Consider the following 22,896-nt stretch of genomic DNA (forward strand, 5'->3'; position numbering starts at 1 on the left):
ACCACTCCGAATTTGAAATCCGTCGTCATCGGCACCGGTAGCATCGGCTTCCGTCATCTTTCCGTCCTCCGGAACGATGGACAGGCCGTGGCCGCCGTGCCCAAGCGGGCCGAGCGCGGCGCCGAGCTGCGCGGCCTCGGGTTCATCGTCTCCGATTCACTCGCCGACGCCGCTCGCGACGGTGCGACGCGTGCTATCGTGGCCAGCGACACGCGACTTCACGAGGCAGATACTCTCGCCACCTTGCAATGCGGCATGGATGCGCTCGTGGAAAAGCCGCTGACCTCTACCCTCGCCGAAGCGCGGCGCATCCGGGTCGCGGCCAACGCCGGCCGGAACCGCGTTTTTGTTGGCTGCACGCTGCGTTTTTCTGAATCACTGCGCCAGTTTCGCTCGTGGCTGCCCCGGATCGGCGCGGTGCATTCCGTGCGCATCGAGGCCCAGTCGTACTTGCCGGATTGGCGGCCGAACCGTCCCTACCGCGAATCCTATTCCGCCCGGGCAGATGAAGGCGGTGTCCTCCGCGATGTCATTCACGAGATCGATTACGCAGGCTGGATTTTCGGCTGGCCCGCGAAAGTGCAGGCGACGCTGAGCAACCTCGGTCGATTGGAAATCGCCGCCGAGGAAGCAGCGGATCTTTTCTGGATCACCCCTAGTGGTGTTTCCGTGTCGCTCCGGCTGGATTACATCAGCCGTCCGCCCTGCCGGCGCATGATCGCCCGTGGCGAACTCGGCACGCTCGAGTGGGATGGGATACGCAGCCGCGTGGCCCTCGCGACTCCGACGGAATCCGAGGAATTCATCTCCACCCAGGCGCGCGATGAAATGGTCCTCGCCCAGGATCTTGCGTTTCTCGGTGCCATGGATGATCCCCATCTCGCTACTCTCGACGACGCGCTGTGGGCCGTCGCCGTTTGCGACGCCGCGCGAGCCTCCTCGGTCTCGCGGTGCGAAGAGCCCGTTTGCCCGTTCGATTCATGAAGGTTGTCGCCTGCATTTTCGCCCGTGGCGGCTCCAAGGGAGTTCCGCGAAAAAATATCCGGCTGCTCGGAGGCAAGCCCTTGATCGGCCGCGCGATCGAAGCGGCGCAGGCCGCGACCTTGGTCGACCGGGTGATCGTTTCCACCGATGACGCGGAGATCGCCGAGGTGGCGCGCCAATTCGGCGCCGAAATCCCGTTTATGCGCCCGGCGGAATTGGCCACCGACCAGGCGTCGGAATGGATGGCTTGGAAACACGCCGTGCAATTCCTGCGCGCCGAACCCGGTGGCGCGGAGATCGGTGCCCTCGTCAGTGTGCCGACCACTTCTCCCCTGCGTATTGCGGAGGATGTGGACGCGGCGATTCGTGCCTTCGATCCAGTTACCACCGACGCAGTGATCACCGTGCGCGAAGCCCAGCGCAATCCTTACTTCAACATGGTGCGCATCGCTCCCGACGGCTACGCGCACATGGTCATGGCGCAAGCGGGCGGACCGACCCGCCGCCAGGATGTCCCGCCGATTTTCGATGTCACCACCGTCGCCGACGTGGCGGGTCTCGACTACATTCTGAGCTCACCCAATTTCTTTGCGGGTCGGATCAAAGCCGTCGAAGTCCCGGCCTCCCGGTCGATTGACATCGATACCGAAGACGACCTGGCGATGGCGGAGTTTCTTCTCCAACGCCGCACCCAAGCCGGTCAAAGTGGAGCCCACTCGAAATGAAATCCGTCGCTGAACTCATGAATTTGCGCGGTCGCGTGGCCCTCGTCACCGGCGGGGCTGGCCAGCTTGGTCCCATCGTGTGTGAGACGCTTGCGGAATTGGGAGCCACGATCATCGTGCTCGATATGCAGCGCGAGCGCTGTGAGGAAGTCGCCCGCTCGCTCGCCGAGCGTCACGGCGTCGAGACCTGGCCATTGGTCGTGAATCTTGAGCATGCGCCTGAAGTGAACGCCGCTTGCGACGCGGTGGAGGAGCGCTTCCAAAAACTCGACATCCTCGTCAATGCCGCCGCCATGGCCGGTGCCAGTGGCGTGGAATGGGCCGGCGCCTTCGGCCAGCAGTCCGGCGACCTGTTCCAACGTGCCTGCGCGGTGAATCTCACGGCGCCCTTTCTTCTCGTGCAGCGTTGCGCGGATCTGCTGCGCCAATCCGGTCATGGCTCGATCATCAATTTCCTCTCCATCTACGGCGTGTCCGCGCCGGACCTGCGCATTTACGAGGGCATGGAAATGGGCAACTCGGCCGCATACAGCACGACCAAGGGAGGCATGCTGCAAATGACACGCTGGCTCTCCACCGTTCTCGCCCCGCACGTGCGGGTCAATGCGATCAGCCCCGGTGGCATTCTGGCGGAGCAACCGGCAGGCTTCATCAAGAACTACAGTGCGCGCACGCCTCTCGGGCGCATGGGTGTGGAGGAGGACATCAAAGGTGCGATCGCCTTTCTCGCCAGCGATCTTTCCCAATATGTGACTGGGCAAAACCTGATGGTCGATGGCGGTTGGACCGTCTGGTAACATCGATCTCTCGCCATCATCCCATGACCCCCTCGACTAGCTTCGACTCCATCGTCCGGATTCAGCAGCGTGAAATCGGACCCGGCCGACCGGCTTTCATCATTGCCGAGGCCGGGGTGAATCACAACGGTGACATGGCCATGGCCCGCGCGCTCATCGACGCCGCGGTCGCCGCCGGCGCCGACGCGGTGAAGTTCCAAACCTTCAAGAGTGAGCGGCTTGTGAGCCCGATCGCGCCCAAGGCGGATTACCAATTAAAGACCACCGATCACGAGGAATCGCAGGCCGAGATGATCCGGCGCCTCGAGTTGCGCGAGGAAGATCATCATGGGCTGATGAAGTACTGCGCGGAGCGAGACATCCTTTTCCTCTCCACACCGTTTGATGAAGACAGTGCGTCCATGCTCGCCCAGTTGGGCGTGGCGGCGTTCAAGACCAGCTCGGGCGACGTCAATAATATCCCTTTTCTGGAACACCTGGCGCGCCTCGGTCTCCCGGTGATTTTTTCCACCGGCATGGCCTATCTCACCGAGGTCGAGGAAGCCATGCACGCCATGGCCGGTGCTGGGGGACACGCCGTCATCATTCTCCATTGCGTAACGGATTATCCGACGAATCCCGCGGACGTGAACTTGCGCGCCATGGATACGCTATCGACTTCTTTCCAAGTGCCCATCGGCTTTTCCGATCACACGCTCGGTATCCACATTCCCGTCGCCGCCGTAGCGCGCGGGGCTTCGTGCATCGAGAAACACCTCACGCTCGACCGCACGCTGCCCGGTCCGGACCATCGCGCCTCGCTCGAACCGGCGGAACTCAAGCAGATGATCGCCGCCATCCGCGAGACGGAAGCCGCCCTCGGTGACGGGGTGAAACAACCGCGCGGCGGCGAGATCGTGAACATTCCCATCAGCCGCAAGAGTCTGCACTGGCGCATCGCCGCAGAAGCCGGTCGGACCGTGAGCGCAGGGGATTTCATCGCCCTGCGTCCCGGGAGTGGAGTTTCGCCGGCGCGTTTACGCTCCCTGCTTGGACGGCGCACCGCCGCCCCCGTGACCGCCGGCGCTCTCGTGCGCGACGAGGATTTCGCCGTATGATCGTGGCCATTCACCAGCCGCAGTACCTGCCGTGGATTCCGTATTGCGACAAGGCCGACCAATGCGACGTCTTCGTCTATCTCGACAACGTCCAGTTTCAAAAAAACGGCGTGCAGAATCGCAACCAGATCCTCACCGCGCAGGGACCGCGCTACTTGACCGTGCCGGTGCGCGCCAGTCTCGACCTGACGATTCGCGAGACGCCGATTGCCGACCGGGTGTGGCCGCGCAAACACATTCGCACCATCGAGCAGGAGTACCGCCGTGCACCCTTTGCCGCCGATTTCGATGCCAAGCTGCGCGCTTTGCTCGAGCAGGAGTGGCCGTCTCTCGCCGCCTTGAACATCGCGGTGACCGAATGGATGTTTGAGCGACTCGGCCTCCGCTGCCACCGCGTGTGCGCCTCAGAACTGGCGATCACGGGCGCGAAAGAGGATCTCGTCATCGCCATTTGCCAAGCTCTCGGCGCCACGGAATACCTCTCCGGTGGTGGTGCCAGGAGCTACCAGACCGAGGAGAATTTTGCGTCCCACGGCCTCAAGCTCCGCTATCAGGATTACCAAAACGAACCCTATCCGCAGTGCTCGCCGGCGGAGTTCACGCCGGATCTTTCCGCGCTCGATCTACTGCTGAACACCGGCCCGCAAGCCCGTGAATTCATGCTCGCCGGACGGCGCGGGTAAGCCTCATTCCTCTCCTTGTGACGGATCCAAACGAATTGCTCGCCGCCGGCCTCGCCGGCACGCGCGCTTATTGGGAAAAGAAAGCCACTGCGGCGGGGGATGATTGCGCGCGGATCGAAATGAGTTCGCGCGCGCAACGCATGCGCTTCGAGAATTTCCTGGTGCATCATGATTTTGCCAGCGCGAGCCTGCTCGATATTGGTTGTGGAGCAGGGGGGTTCTTCGATCATCTGTCGCAGCGCGGTTTTGCCGGCGAATACTTCGGCGTCGACCTGACACCCGAGATGGTCGAGCACTGCCGGTCGCGCTTCCTTGGTGGCCACTTCGAGTGCCGCAACGTCCTGGAATGGTCCACGGAGCAGCGCTGGGATTACACGCTGGCCTTTTCCATTCATAACGTGCGCATGCCCGGAGGGCGGGAGCTGATGGAAGGTGTCACGCGCCGCCAATTCGAACTCTGCCGTCGCGCGGCCCATGTGGATTTGCTCACCGATCGCTACGAGAAATTTGATCCGCACATCCAGCCGTGGCGCGCCGAGGAAATCCTCACCATGGCGCTGGCCATCACTCCTTATGTCGTCCTGCGTCACGATTTCCTGCCCAATGCCCTGAGTGTGACGCTCTACCGCGAACCGCTCATCGACACGCACCCTCACCTCGTTCTCGGCTGACATGGGAAAGCGCCGTTCCATTCATTTCTTCAGTGCCGCGCGATCGGATTACGACCTGATCGCTCCGGTGATCGGCGAGTTGCGCTCGCGCCAGCAGGTGGACGTAGGCGTGATTGCCGGCTCCGCCCAACTTTCACCTTTCCACGGCGGGGCGATCCGGCAGATCGAAGAGGATGGCGTGCCCATCGTCGGTCGGCTCGAAACACTCCTTGCCTCGGAATCGTGGGTCGGCCGTTCGCTCTCCTTCGCTCATCTCGCCGAGGCCCTCACGCGCCAGCTTGCGACCAACCGGCCGGACATTCTCTTCGTAGCCGGGGACCGCGAGGAACACCTCGCCGCCGCCGTCGTGGCGAACTGCCTCCGCTTGCATGTCGCCCATCTCCACGGCGGCGACCGTTGCATCGCTTCCGAGCTCGACGAAGTGATGCGCGCGCCCATCTCCAAGCTCTCCCATTTGCACTTTCCGGCCAGTGAAAGCCACCGTGAACGCCTCATCCGCATGGGTGAAGATCCGGCCTACATCTGGGCTTGCGGCGCGCCGGGCCTCGACCGTCTGCGCACTACGCCGGATGTGCCGTCACCGCAATTGGCGGCGGAGTTTGGCTTCGATCCCGACCAGCCTTTCTTTCTCATCATCCAGCATCCCTCGACGATGTTCGAGAAGTCGGGCCACGATGAGCAGGAGATGACCGCTCTGCTCGAGGGCGTGCTCGCACTGGGGCATCCAGTGCTGTGCAGTTACCCCAATATCGATCCGGGCAACGTCGGCATCCGCACCGCCATCGACCGCGTGCGCGCGCAAAACGAACGCCTGCACGTTTATCACAATCTTGCCCGCGACCGCTTCGTCGCTCTCTATCGGCGCTGCTCGGCGATCATCGGAAATTCGTCATCCCTAGTCATCGAGTCCGGCTATCTCAAAAAGCCCGCCATCCTCGTCGGACCGCGGCAGGATCTGCGCGATCGTGGACAGAATGTGATGCGCGTCGATTTCACCAAGGACGAGATCGCCGCTGCCTGCCGGCGCGTTTTCGAAGACCGCGAGTATCTCGCGGCGGTCCACGCGGGGATCAGCCCCTACGGTGATGGCCATGCTTCGCCACGCATCGCGGATATCCTCACCACGATCGAGCTGAAGCACGAGCTGCTCCTCAAGATGATGCCTTACTAACATGAAAGTCCTCGTCATTTCTGTCCACCCCGACGACGAAACGCTCGGCTGTGGCGGCACCATGCTGAAACACGTCGCCTCCGGTGACGAACTTTACTGGTTTATCGCCACGCAAACCCACGAGCCTCAATGGGACAAGGCCACCATCGCCGCCAAGGCGACCGAAGTGGAAACTGTGGCCGCCGCCTATGGCGTCCGCGAATTTCACAAGCTCGGCCTGCCGACCACCCAACTCGATGCCCTGCCGCTCGACCGGATGATCAATGGCATCCGCAATTTCGTGGCCCGCGTTTGTCCGGAAGTCATCTACCTCATCCATGGTGGCGATATCCACACCGACCATCACGCCATCTTCACCGCCGCGTTGTCCGTGCTGAAACCCTTTTACATGCAGAAGCTCGGCGTGCGGCGGGTCTTGAGCTACGAAACTCTTTCCTCCACCGAAGCCGCGCCGGCGCTCCTGCACCGGCACTTTGCGCCGAATGTTTTCATCGATGTCAGTCCTTATCTCGAACGCAAGATCGAGATCATGAATCTTTATACCTCAGAACTACATGCCGATCCGCTCCCGCGCGGCCCCGGGGCGATTCGCGCGCTCGCCCGGTATCGCGGCGCCACCATCGCCACGGATTACGCGGAAGCCTTTATGCTGATCCGCGAGGTTTCCTGATCGTCCTTCGTTTACCGTAATACCATGTCGATCCTCTTCGTTTCCAAGACCACCCCTTGGTGCCAGGCTGCGGAGCGGTTTATCCGCGCCAGCGGCCTGCCCATCACCGTCGCTCATGGTGAACGCCATGACCCGCTTCCCGATGTGGTGCGTGAGTGGTCGGGCGATTATGTGATCTCCTTTCTCTGCGCCTGGGTGTTGCCCGAAGCCGTGCTGACCCGTGCCCGCATTGCCGCCATCAATTTCCATCCCGGCCCTCCCGAACATCCGGGCATTGGTTGCTATAACTTCGCCATATACCAGGAACGGAAGGAATACGGAGTTACCTGCCATCATATGGCGTCGCGGGTCGATACCGGCCGGATTATCGACGTGCTGCGTTTCCCAATGTTGCCCCAGGACTCCGTGGGACTGTTGAAGGACCGCTCGATGGCCGCCTTGCTGACCCTCTATTATCAAGTGATCGGACGACTGCTCACTGGCCAGCCGCTTCCGGAAAGCCAGGAAACCTGGCAGCGCCAGCCGTACACACGGCGCGAACTCGACGCCCTCTGCCGCGTCACCCCCGATATGCCGCCCGAGGAAGTCGCCCGCCGCGTGCGCGCCACTTATTACCCGGGTTACCCCGGCCCCTATCTCGAGTCTGGTGGCCAGCGCCATCCGTTGCAGCCCGATGGGCGCATCGAGGCCTGAATTCATAACTGCTATGTGGAACCGCCCGAATAGAAATCCCGCCGAGTGCTGCGTCTCGCCGGAGTCCAATTTGCGTGACGCCCTCGCGGCGATCACCCTCAACCAAACCGGCATCGTCGCCGTGGTGGACCCCGACCGGAAATTGCTCGGCACGCTCACGGACGGTGACGTGCGCCGCGCCTTGCTCGCCGGGATGGACCTCACGACGACGATCGCGCTCTTGATCAAGGATCAAAAACCCGTCTGCGCTCGTTTGGACGCCGAATACGCCACGCTTATGGCCCTCCTCCACGACAACAACGTCCGGCAGATCCCGCTGCTCGACGCCGACGACCGGGTCGCCGACCTCGTGACCCTCGAGGATCTGCTGCCCGGCGAAGTGATCCCTTTGCAAGCAGTCATCATGGCTGGTGGATTCGGCCAACGCTTGCGCCCGCTCACCGAGAAGATGCCCAAGCCGATGCTTCCCGTCGGCGACAAACCGGTCATGGAATTGATCATCGGCCAACTCCGCGAATTCGGCATCCGCAAGGTCAACGTGACGACGCACTACGAGCCCGAGAAGATCCACGACTACTTCGGGGACGGCCGCGCCTTCGGCGTCGACCTGAACTATGTCTCCGAGGATTCGCCGCTCGGCACGGCGGGCGCATTGAGCCTGATGGATGAAAAGACCGAACCGCTCCTCGTCATCAATGGCGACATCCTCACCCAGGTCGATTTCCGCGCGATGCTCAGCTTTCATCGTGAGCATAAGGCGGTCGTGACGGTCGGCGTTCGGCAATACGATCTGCAAGTCCCCTACGGTGTGATCGAGAGTGACGGCTTTGCTGTCACGGGCTTACGGGAGAAGCCGGTGCTCAACTTTTTCGTCAATGCTGGCATCTACCTGCTGGAGCCCGCAGTGCACCAGTTCATCCCCTCCGGCCAGCATTTCGACATGACCGACCTCATCAAGATCCTGCTCAAGGAAGGCCATCTCGTGGCCAGCTTCCCCATCGTGGAATATTGGCTCGATATCGGCCAGCACGCCGACTATGCGAAGGCGCAGGAGGACGTGAAAGCGTGGAATACGCCGTCCTAACTTCGGAATCTCTAACATGAATTGGAAAAACAAGACCGTTCTCGTCACTGGCGGTGGTGGCTTCATCGGCAGCCACCTCGTCGAGCGCCTCGTCGCATTGGGCGCCAAAGTGCGCGCGCTCGTCCACTACAATGCGCTCGGTCGTCATGGGTGGCTCGATGAATCCTCCGTTCACAGTGATATCGAAGTCATCGCCGGTGACATCTGCGATCGCGACAGCGTCCGCTCATCGATGCAGGACGTCGAGGTCGTTTTCCACCTCGCCGCGCTCATCGCCATCCCCTACTCCTATCGGGCGCCCGGTTCCTATGTGCGCACGAATATCGAGGGCACGCTCAATGTGCTGCAAGCCGCGCGCGAACTGAAAACCGCGCGGGTCATTCATACCTCCACGAGCGAATGCTACGGCACGGCGCGTTATGTTCCGATCGATGAGGCCCATCCCCTCCAGGGCCAGTCACCCTATTCCGCCAGCAAGATCGGTGCGGATAAGATGGCCGAGTCCTTCCAGCTTTCCTTCGAAGTCCCGGTCGTGACCGTGCGACCGTTCAATACTTTCGGGCCGCGCCAGTCCGCGCGCGCGGTCATTCCTACCGTCATCGCGCAGTGCCTCGCCGGTAGGCCCGTCATCCGCCTCGGCAGCTTACATCCCACGCGGGATATGAATTACGTCGGTAACACCGTGGAAGGCTTCCTCGCCGCCGCCTCCCATCCCGCCGCAGTCGGTCGCACCATCAATCTGGGCTCGAACCGCGAGATTCCCATTGGCGAACTCGCGCAGATGATCATTAAACTCACCGGCTCCTCGGCGACAATTGAAAGCGAAGCCGCGCGTCTCCGCCCGGAAAAGAGTGAGGTTGAGCGTCTGCTTGCGGACAATCGGCTGGCCAAGGAAATTCTTGAATGGGAGCCCGCCGTGTCGCTGGAGGAAGGCTTGCAAAAGACCATCGACTGGCTGCGCGACAACCTGCACCGCTATCGCCCCGATACTTATGCGATCTGAGCCTGGCGCGCCGGTTGAAGCGGGGTTTGTTCCCCTGTGCATTCCCGAGATTCGCGGGAATGAATGGACCTACGTGAAGGAGTGTCTCGATACGGGTTGGGTGTCCTCGGTCGGCTCCTATGTCGATCGCTTCGAGCGCATGGTCGCCGATTATGTCGGGGCCAAATATGCGGTGGCCACGGTCAACGGCACCGCCGCTCTCCACATCGCTTTGCTCGTCGCCGGCGTGCAACCGGAAGATGAAGTCCTCGTTTCCGCGCTCACTTTCATCGCGTCCGCCAATGCCATTCGCTACGCCGGCGCCTGGCCGGTCTTCATCGACGCCGAACCGGAGTACTGGCAATTCGATGTGCAGAAAGCGACCGCGTTCCTCGAGCAGGGATGCCGCGTGCAGGACGGTGCTTTGCGCAACAGCACTACCGGCCGCCGGGTCAAGGCGATCCTCGCTGTGGATATTCTCGGCCACCCCGCGGATCGCGATGCCATTCGCGCTCTGGCCCGCCGGTTCGAACTCGAGGTCATCGAGGACGCGACCGAAAGCCTTGGCGCCGACTATCGCGGGAAAAAAGTCGGCTCCGGAAGCGCGGCTGCCTGTTTCAGTTTCAATGGCAACAAGATCCTCACCACCGGCGGGGGCGGCATGATCGTCACCGACAATGAGGAATGGATGACCAAAGCCCGCTATTTGACCACCCAGGCCAAGGACGACCCTCTCGAGTACATTCACGGTGAGATCGGCTATAACTACCGGCTCACCAATGTCCAGGCCGCCATCGGCTGCGCGCAGATGGAACAATTGAATGACTACGTAGCGGCCAAGCGGCGCATCGCCGCCCGCTATGTTGAGGCCTTCCGCGATGTCCCCGGCCTTGCGCCCATGCCGGAAGCAGCGTGGGCCCGCAACACTTTCTGGATGTTCACCACGCTCGTCGAGCCGCCCTTTGCCCTCTCCTCGCGCGGGCTATTGTGCCATCTGCAAACTCACAAAATCCAGGCGCGCCCGCTCTGGCAGCCGCTGCACCTTTCGCCTGCCCACCAGCCGGCCCCCGGCCTTTGCCCCGTGGCGGAATCGCTCTATGCGCGGGCCCTCTCGTTGCCCTGTTCCGTCGGTCTGCGCCCCGAAGATCAGGAGCGGGTGATCACGACAATTCTCACCGCCGGCAAAACGAACTCATGACTTCGCCGCAAAAACCCCCGAGCATTCTCCGCCTCAAAGATCGCGAGATCGGGCCCGATCGTCCCGTGTTCATCATCGCGGAAGCGGGCGTGAATCATAACGGCGATTTGCAGATGGCCCGGCGCTTGGTCGATGCCGCCATCGATGCCGGCGCTGATGCGGTAAAGTTTCAGGCGTTCAAAGCCGAGGATGTCGTCAGCGTGGGCGCTGCCAAGGCGGAGTATCAAGTCGCCACCTCGGGCGGCGGCGAATCGCAACTCGACATGGTGCGCAAGCTCGAGCTTTCGGGCGCGGCGTTCCGCGAGCTGCAAGCCTACTGCACCGAGCGCGGCATCCTCTTCCTCGCCACTCCCTTCGATTTCGGCAGCGCGGATCTGCTCGCGGAGATGAACGTCCCGCTTTTCAAGATTTCCTCGGGAGAAGTGACCAACCTGCCTTTCCTCGAGTACGTCGCCCGCAAGGGCAAGCCGCTCATCGTTTCCACCGGCATGTGCTTCCTCGGCGAGGTCGATGAAGCGGTGCGCTTGCTCCAGGGCGCCGACTGCGAGGATCTCGTCCTGCTCCACTGCACTTCAAATTATCCCACGCGTCCCGAGGACGTGAACTTGCGCGCGATGCAGACTCTCGGTGCGGCGTTCGGCTTTCCCGTCGGTTACTCGGATCACACCATCGGGATCGCGGTCGCGCAGGCGGCCGTGGCGCTCGGCGCGTGCGTCATCGAAAAGCATTTCACCCTCGATCGCACCCTGCCGGGTCCCGATCACCAGGCGTCGCTCGAGCCGGACGAATTGACCGCCATGGTGCGCGGCATTCGTGTCGTCGAGGCCGCCCTCGGCGACCCCATCAAGCGCCGGGTGGCGAGCGAAGATGCGGTGGCGCGGGTGGCCCGGCGCAGTTTGGTGGCGAGCCGCGATCTCCCTGCCGGCACGGTGCTGACCCGCGACCTGATCGCCATCAAGCGCCCCGGTTCCGGCCTGAAGCCCGAACTCCTCAGCCACCTCGTCGGCCGCAAGTTGCGCGTCGCTGTGGCCTACGACCAATTGTTCGAGCTGGGTTTCCTGGAATAGTAACTGAAATGCACGGCTCCCCGGACATCGTCGCCTTGATTCCCGCCCGCGGAGGATCGAAAGCCGTGCCTCGAAAGAACGTCCTGCCCGTCGCCGGCAAACCGCTCATCGCGTGGACAATCGAAGCGGCCCTGCGCAGTGCCAATCTCAGCAAAGTGATCGTCTCGACCGATAACGACGAGATCGCCGAAGTGGCAACGCGTTACGGAGCCGAGGTCCCGTTCATGCGGCCTGCGGAGCTGGCGACCGACGCAGCGGGCAGCCTGGGCGTCGTCTTGCACGCGCTGGATTGGCTGGCGGCGCAGGGTGGTGAGCCGGATTATTTGCTGCTCCTCCAGCCGACCAGCCCGCTGCGGACCAGTGCGGACATTGACGGTGCCGCCCGCCTGGCCATCGAGCGACAGGCCGATGCGGTGCTCGGTATTTGCGAGGCGACACCCCATCCCTGGCTTACCTGCGGGCTCAGCCCGGATGGAAAAATAGGTAGCTTCTTTGGCGACGTGGATGAGCATCTGCCCCGGCAGCAATATCCGCCGGCCTACGTTCTCAACGGCGCGATCTACCTCAATCGCCCGGCCTCCCTCCGGGCGACGCGCAGTTTCCAACCCCCTGGCGCTCTTGGTTATATCATGCCTGTGGAACGTTCACTGGACATTGACAGCCCGTGGGAAATGCGGATCGTCGATGTGCTTTTGCGTCATACCGAAAACTGAACGTCCCTTGCCCCGGAGTTGCAATCAAGTCACCCCCCTTTTGAATAAATTAGCCGAAACTACCGAAGTGTTGGGAGGTGAACTTCCGGTCGAGCCGGCCTCGTTGCTTGGCCAACCTGCTGGCGCCGGGGTACCGCTTCCGGTCGACGCGCCCGCTACCGGGCGCGGGGCGTTGCACCTCATGGCCAAAGCGCTCTTCAGCCAGGGCTGTCGATCGGTCTTTCTCCCGGCCTTCATCTGCGAAAGTGTGGTTGCACCTTTCTCACTGCTGGGGTTCGACATTCAGTTTTTTCCGGTAGACCTCGATTTGCAAATCGATCTCGACCCCGTCATTACCCAGTTGGGTGGTGCCGCCATGGCCGCCATGCTCTTCATCAACTATTTCGGATTTGCTCCCCGGTTGTCCGCTCGGAAGCGCTTGCGCGCCATTGCGAAACGCCATGTCGTCATAGAGGATTGCACGCACGGCTCTCTCTTGGAAAGTGCCCGTCCCGCCGTCGGGTCGATCGGACAACTGGTTTTCTCCAGCTTGCGAAAATACCTTCCGTTGTCGGATGGCTGCATCGTCATCAACAAAGGAAACCTTCACCTCCCTAAACCTGGTCCCGTGGCCGAGGCGCCAGCGGCCTTGCGTTCGGTGGCCGCTCTGTTGAAAGGATCTTTTTTGGAAGCGGGCCGGGAAGATCACGACTTGGAGGAGTCTTATGTGAAACTCTTTGCGTCCGCCGAAGGCATGATTGAGAAAGAAACGGAGAGCTCGGCTTGCTCCGCATTCTCCCGCCAGTTCGCGCGGCGGCTCAACTTGCGCGAGGTCATCGCGCGCCGGAGGGCTAATTTCCGCTTTCTGCGTGAGGCGTTCGCCGGCAACCAGCGCCTGCGCAAGCTGGCTGCGCCGCTCCTTCAGAAATTGCCGGAAGGGGTTTCTCCCTTCTCATTCCCGATTTTGGTCAAGGAGGGGCGCCGGGATTATGTGCAAGCGGCGCTTCGTGAGCTGCGGCTTTTCTGCGCGGTGCATTGGCGGCTTCCCAGCGAGGTGCATGCGGGGCAATTTGCCGAGACGCACGAATTATCGTCGAGAATCCTCAGCCTGCCTCTCGATCAACGCTACGGCTCAGCTCAGATGGGCGAAATCGTGCGCCGCCTTGCCAAGCTTGCCTGACCAGGATGACCTTCACGATGCTCGGCGCGGAGCGCCGCGGGCTTTTACGACCCGCGTGACGTACTGAAGAATGGTGCTGTCCGGCAATCTGCCGATAATTGTCTAACATGAACACAACGACGAGTTGGGACCCCGTCTGGGAGGAGATTTTTCAGCGCCAGGATTGGGGAAAATATCCTCCGGAGCATGTCATCCGTTTCGTGGCGCGCCGCTTTTACAAAGCGCCCGATCGCTCGGCGGTCCGCCTTTTGGATCTCGGCTGCGGCCCCGGGGCTTGTACCTGGTTTATGGCCCGGGAAGGCTTCGCCGTTTCCGGCATCGACGGTTCGCCCAGCGGCCTCCGCAAAGCTGCGGAGTATCTCTCGCGAGAGGGCGTCAGCGCCGACCTGCGCACCGGCGACTTCGTGAAGCTCCCGTGGCCCGACGACTATTTCGACGCGGTGATCGACAATGCCTCCCTTTACTCCAATCGCTACGCCGACTGTCAGCTCGTTTGCGACGAGGTCTTTCGGGTGCTGAAACCCGGTGGCCATTTTCAATCCGCCAATTTTTCCGACCGCACCTGGGGTTACGGCTTGGGGGAGCAAGTCGAGGAGAACGGCTTTATCAATATTCCCGAGGGCCCATTGCAGGCGCGCGGCTTTTCGCTCTTCTTCGGCCAGGCGCAGATCGATGCGCTTTACCGCCGCTTTACGGATGTTTCGGTCGAAAAGGCCTCGTGGACCGCGGACTCGCTACAGAAGCTCGTGGAATTATGGATCGTCGAAGCGCGGAAGCCTTAACCGTGAATCCCCCTGTGGGCACGGTCGGGTGGCTGCGGTCTTCGTCCTCGCGATGAATCAATTCGCCAAAAAAATCGGAATCTGCACTTTCGCTAGATCAGAGTATGGCAGCATTCTGCCCGTGCTGTGGGCGATCACCGCAGATCCTTCGCTCGAATTGCAATTGATCGTCGGCGGCTCGCACCTCACGGCGGGCCGTAGCATTGAGCAAATCGAAAAAGATGGCTTTCCGACTAGTGAGCGCATCGATTTTTTGATCAGCTCCGATTCGCCGGAGGCCATCGTGAAAGGCAACTCCGTGGCCGCGTCCGCGCTCGCCGAGGTCTTCACGCGCCAGCGGCCCGATATCCTGCTGCTCGTCGGTGACCGCTTCGAGTTGCTCGCGGCCGCGTCGGCCGCCACGGCGTTCAATATCCCGATCGCCCATGTCTCCGGCGGGGAGGTGACGGAAGGTGCGATCGACGACGTCGTCCGCCACGCGGTATCGAAAATGAGCCATCTCCATTTCGTCGCCAGCCAGGAGCAGTCCGACATGCTCCGCGCCATGGGCGAATCACCGGGGCGCATTCATGTCACTGGGGATCCGGCGCTGGATGCCATTCATCGCCGGGAATTGCTGTCGCGCGAGGAACTCGCCACCCAGCTTGAGATCGACCTCACGCCGCCGGTCATCGTACTGACGCACCACCCGAGCACGCGCGATCCCGGGGCCGCGCTTCTCGAACTCGAGGGAATCCTGGCGGTGCTAAAAGAAACACCCGGAACCGTGATCGCCACCGCGCCAAACAGCGATGCCGGCCATCAGGTTCTTCGCGGGCGTCTCGAGACATTCGTCCAGGAACGTCCCGGTTCGATTCTGCGCGAATGCCTCGGGCAGCTCCGCTTCTACTCTTTAATGCGCCACGCGGACCTGATGATCGGAAACTCCTCGAGCGGCATCTGGGAGGCGCCTTCTTTCCAACTTCCCGTGGTCAATGTGGGTGATCGCCAGCGCGGTCGCATGCGCGCGGGGAATGTGATCGATACGAGTGGGGACGTCGCGGAAATCCGCGCGGCCGTGACTAGGACCCTCGATCCTGCCTGGAGGGTGAAACTCAAGGCACAGCCCAATCCCTACGGGGACGGCCACGCCGCAGGCCGGATCGTGAATATTTTGAAATCAACGGCCTTGGGATCGGAACTCTTGATCAAGGAAAGTCCTTTGCGCATCTCCGCAGGGAAAACGACCTCATGAGCAAAGTGGAATTGCAGCGCGGTGATCTCGTCAACCAGGCCGGCTGGCGCGAGGCCTTGGCGGAGTTCGCTCCGCACGACGATATTTATTTCTCGCCGGATTATCTGGCTGCCTACGAAGCGCGGGCGGATGGAAAGGTGCAGTGCGTCATCGTGCGCGACGGTGATTCCGTCATGCTGCTCCCCTATCTGGTGTATCCCATTCCGGAGCATCCGGGTCTGTTCGATATCCAGGGCGCCTACGGCTACGGTGGACCGCTCCTCAAGAATCCCCATCCGGAATTCTTGAGTGCCGCCTGGAATCTCATTCGCGATTGCTGGCGGGAGCAATCGGTCGTGGCCGCGTTCATTCGCAGTCATCCGATGCTCGGCAACGAAGTCTTCTTTGATTCGTCATGGGACGTCGTCTTCGATCGCCCGACGATGTCGGTGGACTTGAGTGGTGGCTTGGAGGCGGCCTTTGCCGGGGCGCATCAGCGCAATCACCGCCGCGACGCCGCCCAGGCGCGTCGCAGCGGACTCGTTACGGCCTTGCTGCCCTGCACGCCCGACTTGCTCGATCAATTTGCCCGGATGTATTGGGATACGATGACCCGGCTCGAAGCGGGGTCGGATTACTTTTTCTCTCGCATCTATTTCAAGACGCTGGCCGAACGGTTTGCCTACGACATCTCCATCGCCGAGGTGCGCGATACCAATGTCGGAGAGACCCTCAGCGCCGCGCTGATTTTTTGGGGGCCACGCTGGGCGCATTACCATCTCGCCGCCCGCAGCGTCACGGAGGGCAATCGCAACACCTCCCATCTCCTCCTGCATTCCGTGGCGGAAGAAGCGGCGCGGCGCGGTCTCGTGGCGTTGCATCTCGGCGGTGGCCGTACTCCGGCTCCGGACGACAGCCTGTTCGCGTTCAAGAAGAGGATCGGCAACCTCGAGCAGCGCTTTCATACCGCGCGCCTCGTCGTCGATCCCGCTCAATACGACACCCTGGTCAGCGAATGGTGCACACAACACCCGGATTCGAAACCCGTCTGGTTCCTCTCCTACCGGCAGTCCTCTTGAACCCCGCACCGATGAACGGCAGAGAAGGTCTGGAAGCGTTTTTGGCCAAAAGCTTCGAGACGCATTTTACCCGCCCGCCGGAAGGAGTGGTGCGACGTGCGCTCGAGCTTTATGAGCAGGAAAAGGAATTAATCGCTACCGACGTCCATAGCCGTTACCCGGCCACGGTCGCGCGGAGCGACTTCGACGAAGTCGTCGCCGAGGTCATCGAAATCGACGCGCGGGTCCAGGCAACGCTGTTCTACCGCATCGCGCGCGGACTTTATCTCCACGATGCCACCCATCCCTTCCTGCCGTATCTCGCCTATCTCATGCGGGCCAAGACGGGCGCGGAGATTTATTACAGCGCGGACATCGGCCCACGCCTGAACGTCGAGCACGGCATGGGTATCGTCGTCGGCCCGCGGCACCGCATCGGCAGCGATTTTACGATCTACCAGGGCGTCACGCTCGGCCAGCGCCGCGTCAACTCGCCCGATGAGAAAATGGTGATCGGCGATCACTGCACGGTCTTTTCCGGCGCGAAATTGTTCGGGACAATCACGCTCGGCGATCACGTGCGTGTGGCGGCGAATGCGGTGCTGCTCACCGACGCGGAGGCGTATTCGACCTACGCCGGCGTGCCCGCGGTGAAAGTGAAAGTGCATCAGCCATGAACCCCACGACGATCTTGCGCAAAGTTTGGCGGGGCCTTGGCGGCAAGCCCGCCAGACCCGATGGCTTCGGTGAAATGGCGGATCGCTTCAGTCGGCGGATGCGCGAATTCAGCGCGCCCTTCCCGCCGGTTTCACGTCCGGGCAAGGTCGCCGTCTTGATCACGCCGTGGATGTGCACGCCCGTGCCCTTCTTTAGTCTGGAATGCGCGTGGATGCTCCGGCGCGAGGGGTTCGACGTCACGCTCCTGTGGGACCGCAGCAATGTCTTTTTCAACGCGGCGCGGGGCCGCGAAATCGAGGCGGTCGAGCGGGTCCTCAAGGGGCTCCCGGCTGCCTTCCATCATGTGGATGTCTCCGCGATCACCGCGCCTTCCGCCCCGCGGACCGACGCTCTCGACCTCTTGCTTTACGAAAATGCGGTCCGCCAGATTCGCAGCGAAGGCGGTGCTCCCGCCTTTCTCGCCGCGAATCCGGAGCGCACGGTGGAGATGTACGAGCACGCGGGCCGCGTTCGGAAGGTTCTCGAAGAAGGAGATTACTCGTGGGTGCTCATCCCGGGCGGAGTGTGGGCCGCGAGCGGGTTGTACGTGCAGATCGCGGAAAATTTGGGCGTTTCCTACACCACCTTCGACTGCGGGCCCGGGGCGATGTATCTCGCGCACGATGGAGTGGCGGCGCATCTCGGCGATGTACCGGGCGCCTTCCGCGATATCAAGGAACGCCTCGACCGCGCCCCCGCCGAACGCGACGAAGTGATCCGCCTCGCCAAGGAGAATTTGCAAGTGCGCATGGAAGGGCGGGACGAATACCGCCTCCAACCGCAACCCGCTTCCGCTTCCGTCCAGCATCGGTGCGATATCCTCGTGCCCCTGAACTATCGCGCGGACACTGCGGCGCTCTGCCGGCAGCGAATTTTCCCTTCCATTACCGCCTGGCTGGAAGCACTCCTGGGCTGGCTGGAAACGCGGCCCGGCGTTACCCTTTCCATTCGCCAGCATCCCTGCGAGCGGATCGAGGAGTTCAAGGGCCACGACCATTGGGATCAGTTGATCGCGCGCTTTCCCGCGGTGCGCGACCAGGTGACCCTCGTCCTCGCGGAGGACACGGTGAATACCTACGACCTCCTCCGCTGCGCCGCGGTCGTCCTGCCCTATACCTCGCGCGTCGGCATCGAGGCGGCGTTGCTCGGCAAGCCGGCCATTCTCTCGACGCATTGCTACTACGAATCCTGCGGGTTCACGTGGAACGCTTCTTCTGCCGAAGAGTATTTCGCGCTGATCGACCAGGCGCTCGCCGGCCAGTTGCAAGTCACTCCCGAGCAGCGCGACTCCGCGGCCCTCGCTTATCATATCGTCGAGCGCTGCCTGGAACTGCGCACCGACTTCACGCCGACCCCGGCGGAGTTTGCCCGCTGGGTTGAGATCCCGCCCGAGGAGCTCTGGAGTCAGCCGGCTTTGCTGACCGTGCGCGAGGCGTTGGTCAGCCGCCGCCGGCTCCCGCTGCTGCGCTACGAGAGCCTTTTGGAAGCCCCATAACATCCATGCCCCGGCCTACCGCCTATGACTACGTGCGGCGTGTGAAGCGCTGGTGGAATCGCCGGCGCGAACTGCGCCGCGCGAACGATTACCGCCGGCAGCATGTGGGCGAAGGCAGCTTGATCGATGAAACCGTGCACGTGCTCGGCTGGCAGCAAGTGCGCATCGGCCACCATACGATCATTGCCGAGGGTACCTGGATCAATGTCAACCAGCGCGACCAGGCAGACCCGGCGGTGACCATCGGTGACAACTGTTTCATCGGACGCCGGAATTTTCTGACTGCCGGCGTGAGCATTACGATCGGCGATTATTGTCTCACCGGACCGGATTGCCATTTTCTAGGGGCGGATCATGACTCGAGTTCCCCATTCACTCCGTTTTCGATCAGCGGTGTTCCCGCGAATGGGGTGATCGAAGTCGGCGCGAATTGCTGGTTTGGCAGTTCCGTCATCGTGCTGAAGAACGTGCGTATCGGCTTTGGCAGCATCCTTGGCGCCGGTGCGCTGGTGACGCGCGATTGCCCGCCCTTCAGCATGATGGTGGGTTCGCCCGCCCGCATCATCAAACGCTTCGATCTGCGGCGGAAGGCGTGGGTAAAGGCGGAGGAATATCCCGCCGATGGAGACAGTCTCCTGCCGACGGAGGCGGAGTATCTCGCCGATCTGCGCAGCCGTCATCCTGCGATCAAAGGCGCGCGCGCGGCCAGCGGAAAAGCGTTCGGAGATTTCTGATATGGGAAAGACTGTCATCATCACCGGCGTGGCGGGGTTTCTGGGCCGGCATGTCGCCCAGCTATTCGCTCGCGAAGGATGGCGCGTGGTCGGAATCGATGAAGTCCCACCGGAAAAGGTGCGGATCAGCGACCTCACCTATCACCAGGTCGCGCTGCCCGACAGCCGCCTGGCGGAAGTGCTCCGTGCTGAAGAGCCGCAAGCCTGCATTCATTGCGCGGGTTGCGCTTCGGTTGGGCTGTCGATGGACGACCCCGCCGCGGATTTTCGCGGGAATGTCGCCTTGGTTTTTGAAGTGCTCGAAGCCCTGCGCCGCCATGCTCCGCGCTGCCGCTTCCTGCTCTTGTCCAGCGCCGCGGTCTACGGCGACCCGGCAACGCTGCCCGTCACCGAAAAACACGACGTTCGCCCTCTTTCGCCCTACGGCTACCACAAGCGGCAGGCGGAATTACTCTGCGAGGAATTTTCCCGCATCCATGGTTTGCCGACGGCCAGCGCCCGGATCTTCTCGGCTTACGGTCCCGGTCTGCGCCGGCAAGTGGTGTGGGATATCTGCGAAAAGGTGCTCTCCCTGGGGAAGCTCGCGTTGCGGGGCACGGGCGCGGAGAGCCGTGATTTCATTCATGCCACCGATATCGCGCATGGCCTGCACATCCTGACCCAAAACGCGCCGTGTGAAGGTGAGATCTATAACCTCTCCAGTGGTCGCGAGGTAACCATCGCCGAACTGGCTGGCCTTTTGGTCGCCAGGCTCGGCTCGTCCGCCAAACCTTCTTTTGACGGACGAGCGACCCCGGGCAACCCGCTGCGTTGGCGCGCGGATATTACGAAGATCGCCGCATTGGGCTTCGCACCGACCGTTCCGTTCGAATCCGGAATCGATGCGGTGACCACTTGGGCCAGGGCGGTGATCGCCGGATCGTGAGCTGCGTGTGATGAAGGACAAACCTTTGATTGGCGTGGTGGATCTCGCGATGAGTGGTTGGGCGGCGGGAGGCGTGGTCTCCCGCACGATGGCCCTCTCGCTCCATTCCATCGGCGCCAATGTGGTGTTCCTGACCGCGCATCCCGAGAGCGCGCCCGCGTGCCTCCAAAGTTTTCAACCGCCGCAGCCGACGCACCTGCCCGGCGAATGGACATTGCGAAAGCTGACCGGCTGGAAAAAGACCAGCATGACTTCGGTCGGCGCACGGCTTGCGGGCGTCGATGTCATCCTGCCCGACGTCGAAGCTCTGGGATCTTCGTCGCTCCGCGCGGTCGGGTGGATCCCGGATTTCCAGCATCTGCATCTTGGCAATCTTTACAGCAACGAGCAGAAAACTTTGTTGAACCGGGCTTTTCAAAAGCTGGCCAGCCGCTCCGCGCGCATGCTGTTTTCCAGCCAGGATTGCCGCCGGGATTTTGGGGAGGCCTTTCCTGCCTTGGCCGAAACGGCGCGCGTGGCTTCGTTCCCCTCCTTGTTCGCCTTCGAGCCGCCACCGAGTGTCCCCGTTGACGTTCGCGAGAAATACCATCTGCCGGAGCGCTTCCTTTTGGTGATCAACCAATTCTGGCGTCACAAGAATCACCGCATCGTGCCGGAGGCCCTGGCGATTTTGAAGTCGCGCGGATTGCCGGTGCCGGTGGTCATGGCCGGCCTGCCCGCCGATTACCGCGATCGTCACAACGACGCCCTGACCGAAACCCTGCAGGCGGCGACACGGGGGAATGTTTGGCCGCAGTGTTTCATCCTCGGCAAAGTGCCCCGCGAGGATTTGGCCGCTCTGCTCCAAACGGCGGCCGCCGTGGTGCAGCCCTCGCGTTTTGAGGGCTGGAACACCACGTTGCAGGATGCCAAGGCGATCGGTTGCCCGGTCATCGTGTCGGATCTCGCTGTCCATCGCGAGCAATGCCCCAAGGCTTTGGGTTTTTTCCCGCCGGACGATGCCGCCGCGCTGGCGGAGGTGATCGCCGGTTGCTGGTCGAGTTTGCCAGGGCGGCCCGATCCGGCACGGGAGCGCGAAGCGCTGGCCGCGGAGTCCGAATTTGCCAGCGCCTACGGCCGGCAGTTGGAAAAGATTTGCTGCGAGGCCATCGGATGACGCCGCTCCCGAAAATTACCGTCGTCACGCCTTCCTACAATCAGGGAGCGTTTCTCGAGCAGACGATCCTCAGCGTGCTTGGCCAGGTCTACGATAACCTCGAATACATCGTGATCGACGGTGGTAGCACGGATGATAGCGCCGAAGTCATCCAGCGCTACGCGTCGCGTCTCACCTATTGGGTTTCCGAAAAGGACCGAGGCCAGTCGGACGCTCTCAACAAGGGATTTTCCCGGGCCACCGGCGACATCCTGTGTTGGGTGAACAGCGACGATTTTTTGCTCCCGGGCGCACTGCACGAAGTAGCGCGTCGTTTTCGCGAACCGGTGGATTTGATCTACGGCAACTGCCTGAGCTTTTCGGACAAGGGCACGCGCAGCATCGTCAATCGCCCGCCGGAGCATGATCGCAACTTGCTCTCGATCGTGGATTACATTGTGCAGCCCAGTTCGTTTTGGAGGCGATCCCTTTGGGCGAAGAACGGGCCGCTGAACGAGGAATTGCACTACGCGTTCGACTGGGAGTGGTATTTGCGCGCGGACCGGCTCGGCGTTATCCGCAAAGCCGATTTCATTTTCTCCGCCTACCGCTTTCACGATGCCCACAAGTCCTCCCATGGCGGGCAAATGCGCGCGCAGGAAATCGTCGCCGTCGCCAAATCCCACGGCGGCGAAGACGCGGCGCGGCATTACGAATTTGCGCTGGAGCACGTCGAACTGCTCAAGAAGTACGAGCGTGTCGCTCAGCGTATCAAGGGCCGGGGCTTGGCCGGCCATCTCAAACTGGCCCGTATGGCCATCCCTGCGCTCTGGAATTTGCCCGCCGGGTTGGATTTCGAAAAACTGCGCCGCTGCGCCGACATGTTGAAGCTATGAACCCGTTGGAGCGGACCCATGAAGTTTAGTTTGCGCGGCTATCTCGAGCGAAAATGGCGGGACCGCGTCGACCCGGTAGCCGTTTTTCCGGAACTGCCGGATTTGCAGGCGGTGGCGGCAGAGCGTGGCTGGCAATATCAACCGGTGCTGCCCGCGTCGATCCAGGTCTGTCCCGGCGCGCGCGCGCTGAGCGAGGATTTTCTCCGCTGGGTCGAGCACGGTCCCGAGATGTTGCGCGTGCATCGCG

The 22,896-nt window shown here is 62.1% G+C and carries 25 protein-coding genes; all 25 read left to right on the forward strand.

Translation table 11 applies throughout. From position 1 onward, the window contains the following. Positions 1 to 12 precede the first annotated feature (12 nt). On the forward strand, positions 13 to 984 hold the full coding sequence (locus ABJF10_RS01415) for a Gfo/Idh/MocA family oxidoreductase (RefSeq protein ID WP_348542723.1): 972 nt from the start codon (positions 13 to 15) through the stop codon (positions 982 to 984). Beyond that, positions 981 to 1,709 (forward strand): acylneuraminate cytidylyltransferase family protein, encoded by a 729-nt coding sequence (locus ABJF10_RS01420; RefSeq protein ID WP_348542724.1) that lies wholly within the window; start codon positions 981 to 983, stop codon positions 1,707 to 1,709. Before ABJF10_RS01415 ends, ABJF10_RS01420 begins: the two co-directional genes overlap by 4 nt. After that, complete coding sequence (locus ABJF10_RS01425) at positions 1,706 to 2,506, forward strand: SDR family oxidoreductase (RefSeq protein ID WP_348542725.1); 801 nt, start codon at positions 1,706 to 1,708, stop codon at positions 2,504 to 2,506. Before ABJF10_RS01420 ends, ABJF10_RS01425 begins: the two co-directional genes overlap by 4 nt. A 23-nt stretch (positions 2,507 to 2,529) precedes the next feature. Further along, on the forward strand, positions 2,530 to 3,603 hold the full coding sequence (neuB, locus tag ABJF10_RS01430) for an N-acetylneuraminate synthase (RefSeq protein ID WP_348542726.1): 1,074 nt from the start codon (positions 2,530 to 2,532) through the stop codon (positions 3,601 to 3,603). Further along, entirely contained in the window at positions 3,600 to 4,286 is a 687-nt protein-coding gene (locus tag ABJF10_RS01435) for a WbqC family protein (RefSeq protein ID WP_348542727.1), read from the forward strand. Before neuB (ABJF10_RS01430) ends, ABJF10_RS01435 begins: the two co-directional genes overlap by 4 nt. A gap of 17 nt (positions 4,287 to 4,303) precedes the next feature. Beyond that, positions 4,304 to 4,957 carry a class I SAM-dependent methyltransferase gene (locus tag ABJF10_RS01440; protein ID WP_348542728.1) on the forward strand — a complete coding sequence of 218 codons (654 nt, stop codon included), beginning with the start codon at positions 4,304 to 4,306 and terminating at the stop codon, positions 4,955 to 4,957. Between the two features lies 1 nt (position 4,958). Beyond that, positions 4,959 to 6,128 carry a UDP-N-acetylglucosamine 2-epimerase gene (neuC, locus tag ABJF10_RS01445; RefSeq protein WP_348542729.1) on the forward strand — a complete coding sequence of 390 codons (1,170 nt, stop codon included), beginning with the start codon at positions 4,959 to 4,961 and terminating at the stop codon, positions 6,126 to 6,128. 1 nt (position 6,129) lies between these two features. After that, positions 6,130 to 6,798 carry a PIG-L deacetylase family protein gene (locus ABJF10_RS01450; protein WP_348542730.1) on the forward strand — a complete coding sequence of 223 codons (669 nt, stop codon included), beginning with the start codon at positions 6,130 to 6,132 and terminating at the stop codon, positions 6,796 to 6,798. A gap of 24 nt (positions 6,799 to 6,822) precedes the next feature. After that, on the forward strand, positions 6,823 to 7,491 hold the full coding sequence (locus ABJF10_RS01455; protein ID WP_348542731.1) for a formyltransferase family protein: 669 nt from the start codon (positions 6,823 to 6,825) through the stop codon (positions 7,489 to 7,491). Between the two features lie 13 nt (positions 7,492 to 7,504). Further along, on the forward strand, positions 7,505 to 8,575 hold the full coding sequence (locus tag ABJF10_RS01460; RefSeq protein ID WP_348542732.1) for a nucleotidyltransferase family protein: 1,071 nt from the start codon (positions 7,505 to 7,507) through the stop codon (positions 8,573 to 8,575). 16 nt (positions 8,576 to 8,591) lie between these two features. Then, entirely contained in the window at positions 8,592 to 9,578 is a 987-nt protein-coding gene (locus ABJF10_RS01465) for a GDP-mannose 4,6-dehydratase (RefSeq protein WP_348542733.1), read from the forward strand. Then, positions 9,568 to 10,755 (forward strand): LegC family aminotransferase, encoded by a 1,188-nt coding sequence (locus ABJF10_RS01470; protein WP_348542734.1) that lies wholly within the window; start codon positions 9,568 to 9,570, stop codon positions 10,753 to 10,755. The genes ABJF10_RS01465 and ABJF10_RS01470 overlap by 11 nt, the downstream gene beginning before the upstream one ends. Next, the gene (gene neuB, locus ABJF10_RS01475; RefSeq protein ID WP_348542735.1) at positions 10,752 to 11,822 is read left to right on the forward strand and encodes an N-acetylneuraminate synthase; all 1,071 of its coding nucleotides are present in this window, start codon (positions 10,752 to 10,754) and stop codon (positions 11,820 to 11,822) included. The genes ABJF10_RS01470 and neuB (ABJF10_RS01475) overlap by 4 nt, the downstream gene beginning before the upstream one ends. A gap of 8 nt (positions 11,823 to 11,830) precedes the next feature. Continuing rightward, complete coding sequence (locus tag ABJF10_RS01480; protein ID WP_348542736.1) at positions 11,831 to 12,535, forward strand: acylneuraminate cytidylyltransferase family protein; 705 nt, start codon at positions 11,831 to 11,833, stop codon at positions 12,533 to 12,535. A gap of 40 nt (positions 12,536 to 12,575) precedes the next feature. After that, positions 12,576 to 13,694 carry a DegT/DnrJ/EryC1/StrS family aminotransferase gene (locus ABJF10_RS01485; protein ID WP_348542737.1) on the forward strand — a complete coding sequence of 373 codons (1,119 nt, stop codon included), beginning with the start codon at positions 12,576 to 12,578 and terminating at the stop codon, positions 13,692 to 13,694. Positions 13,695 to 13,801: 107 nt separating this feature from the next. Continuing rightward, positions 13,802 to 14,476, forward strand: coding sequence for a class I SAM-dependent methyltransferase (locus tag ABJF10_RS01490; protein ID WP_348542738.1), 675 nt, complete (start codon positions 13,802 to 13,804; stop codon positions 14,474 to 14,476). 52 nt (positions 14,477 to 14,528) lie between these two features. After that, positions 14,529 to 15,710, forward strand: coding sequence for a UDP-N-acetylglucosamine 2-epimerase (neuC, locus tag ABJF10_RS01495; protein WP_348542739.1), 1,182 nt, complete (start codon positions 14,529 to 14,531; stop codon positions 15,708 to 15,710). Further along, entirely contained in the window at positions 15,707 to 16,768 is a 1,062-nt protein-coding gene (locus ABJF10_RS01500) for a GNAT family N-acetyltransferase (protein ID WP_348542740.1), read from the forward strand. The genes neuC (ABJF10_RS01495) and ABJF10_RS01500 overlap by 4 nt, the downstream gene beginning before the upstream one ends. Positions 16,769 to 16,779: 11 nt before the next feature. Then, positions 16,780 to 17,424, forward strand: coding sequence for a serine O-acetyltransferase (locus ABJF10_RS01505; protein ID WP_348542741.1), 645 nt, complete (start codon positions 16,780 to 16,782; stop codon positions 17,422 to 17,424). Beyond that, positions 17,421 to 18,959 carry a hypothetical protein gene (locus ABJF10_RS01510; protein WP_348542742.1) on the forward strand — a complete coding sequence of 513 codons (1,539 nt, stop codon included), beginning with the start codon at positions 17,421 to 17,423 and terminating at the stop codon, positions 18,957 to 18,959. Before ABJF10_RS01505 ends, ABJF10_RS01510 begins: the two co-directional genes overlap by 4 nt. Before the next feature lie 5 nt (positions 18,960 to 18,964). Next, on the forward strand, positions 18,965 to 19,693 hold the full coding sequence (locus ABJF10_RS01515; RefSeq protein ID WP_348542743.1) for an acyltransferase: 729 nt from the start codon (positions 18,965 to 18,967) through the stop codon (positions 19,691 to 19,693). 1 nt (position 19,694) lies between these two features. Beyond that, on the forward strand, positions 19,695 to 20,618 hold the full coding sequence (locus ABJF10_RS01520; RefSeq protein WP_348542744.1) for an NAD-dependent epimerase/dehydratase family protein: 924 nt from the start codon (positions 19,695 to 19,697) through the stop codon (positions 20,616 to 20,618). A 10-nt stretch (positions 20,619 to 20,628) separates the two neighbouring features. Continuing rightward, positions 20,629 to 21,774: a glycosyltransferase gene (locus ABJF10_RS01525; RefSeq protein ID WP_348542745.1), complete on the forward strand. Its 1,146-nt coding sequence runs from the start codon at positions 20,629 to 20,631 to the stop codon at positions 21,772 to 21,774. Next, complete coding sequence (locus tag ABJF10_RS01530) at positions 21,771 to 22,649, forward strand: glycosyltransferase family 2 protein (protein ID WP_348542746.1); 879 nt, start codon at positions 21,771 to 21,773, stop codon at positions 22,647 to 22,649. The genes ABJF10_RS01525 and ABJF10_RS01530 overlap by 4 nt, the downstream gene beginning before the upstream one ends. A gap of 18 nt (positions 22,650 to 22,667) precedes the next feature. Continuing rightward, positions 22,668 to 22,896 (forward strand): hypothetical protein (locus tag ABJF10_RS01535; protein WP_348542747.1); only part of this gene is annotated, 229 nt, incomplete at its 3' end.

The sequence above is a fragment of the Chthoniobacter sp. genome (assembly GCF_040003245.1).
Classification (GTDB): domain Bacteria; phylum Verrucomicrobiota; class Verrucomicrobiia; order Chthoniobacterales; family Chthoniobacteraceae; genus Chthoniobacter.

What these genes read in the sequence shown, in the direction of transcription:
- ABJF10_RS01420 (WP_348542724.1), top strand. Translation starts at nt 981, where the DNA reads ATGAAGGTTGTCGCCTGCATTTTCGCCCGTGGCGGCTCCAAGGGAGTT.
- ABJF10_RS01425 (WP_348542725.1), top strand. Translation starts at nt 1,706, where the DNA reads ATGAAATCCGTCGCTGAACTCATGAATTTGCGCGGTCGCGTGGCCCTC.
- neuB (WP_348542726.1), top strand. Translation starts at nt 2,530, where the DNA reads ATGACCCCCTCGACTAGCTTCGACTCCATCGTCCGGATTCAGCAGCGT.
- ABJF10_RS01435 (WP_348542727.1), top strand. Translation starts at nt 3,600, where the DNA reads ATGATCGTGGCCATTCACCAGCCGCAGTACCTGCCGTGGATTCCGTAT.
- neuC (WP_348542729.1), top strand. Translation starts at nt 4,959, where the DNA reads ATGGGAAAGCGCCGTTCCATTCATTTCTTCAGTGCCGCGCGATCGGAT.
- ABJF10_RS01450 (WP_348542730.1), top strand. Translation starts at nt 6,130, where the DNA reads ATGAAAGTCCTCGTCATTTCTGTCCACCCCGACGACGAAACGCTCGGC.
- ABJF10_RS01455 (WP_348542731.1), top strand. Translation starts at nt 6,823, where the DNA reads ATGTCGATCCTCTTCGTTTCCAAGACCACCCCTTGGTGCCAGGCTGCG.
- ABJF10_RS01460 (WP_348542732.1), top strand. Translation starts at nt 7,505, where the DNA reads ATGTGGAACCGCCCGAATAGAAATCCCGCCGAGTGCTGCGTCTCGCCG.
- ABJF10_RS01465 (WP_348542733.1), top strand. Translation starts at nt 8,592, where the DNA reads ATGAATTGGAAAAACAAGACCGTTCTCGTCACTGGCGGTGGTGGCTTC.
- ABJF10_RS01470 (WP_348542734.1), top strand. Translation starts at nt 9,568, where the DNA reads ATGCGATCTGAGCCTGGCGCGCCGGTTGAAGCGGGGTTTGTTCCCCTG.
- neuB (WP_348542735.1), top strand. Translation starts at nt 10,752, where the DNA reads ATGACTTCGCCGCAAAAACCCCCGAGCATTCTCCGCCTCAAAGATCGC.
- ABJF10_RS01480 (WP_348542736.1), top strand. Translation starts at nt 11,831, where the DNA reads ATGCACGGCTCCCCGGACATCGTCGCCTTGATTCCCGCCCGCGGAGGA.
- ABJF10_RS01490 (WP_348542738.1), top strand. Translation starts at nt 13,802, where the DNA reads ATGAACACAACGACGAGTTGGGACCCCGTCTGGGAGGAGATTTTTCAG.
- neuC (WP_348542739.1), top strand. Translation starts at nt 14,529, where the DNA reads ATGAATCAATTCGCCAAAAAAATCGGAATCTGCACTTTCGCTAGATCA.
- ABJF10_RS01500 (WP_348542740.1), top strand. Translation starts at nt 15,707, where the DNA reads ATGAGCAAAGTGGAATTGCAGCGCGGTGATCTCGTCAACCAGGCCGGC.
- ABJF10_RS01505 (WP_348542741.1), top strand. Translation starts at nt 16,780, where the DNA reads ATGAACGGCAGAGAAGGTCTGGAAGCGTTTTTGGCCAAAAGCTTCGAG.
- ABJF10_RS01510 (WP_348542742.1), top strand. Translation starts at nt 17,421, where the DNA reads ATGAACCCCACGACGATCTTGCGCAAAGTTTGGCGGGGCCTTGGCGGC.
- ABJF10_RS01515 (WP_348542743.1), top strand. Translation starts at nt 18,965, where the DNA reads ATGCCCCGGCCTACCGCCTATGACTACGTGCGGCGTGTGAAGCGCTGG.
- ABJF10_RS01520 (WP_348542744.1), top strand. Translation starts at nt 19,695, where the DNA reads ATGGGAAAGACTGTCATCATCACCGGCGTGGCGGGGTTTCTGGGCCGG.
- ABJF10_RS01525 (WP_348542745.1), top strand. Translation starts at nt 20,629, where the DNA reads ATGAAGGACAAACCTTTGATTGGCGTGGTGGATCTCGCGATGAGTGGT.
- ABJF10_RS01530 (WP_348542746.1), top strand. Translation starts at nt 21,771, where the DNA reads ATGACGCCGCTCCCGAAAATTACCGTCGTCACGCCTTCCTACAATCAG.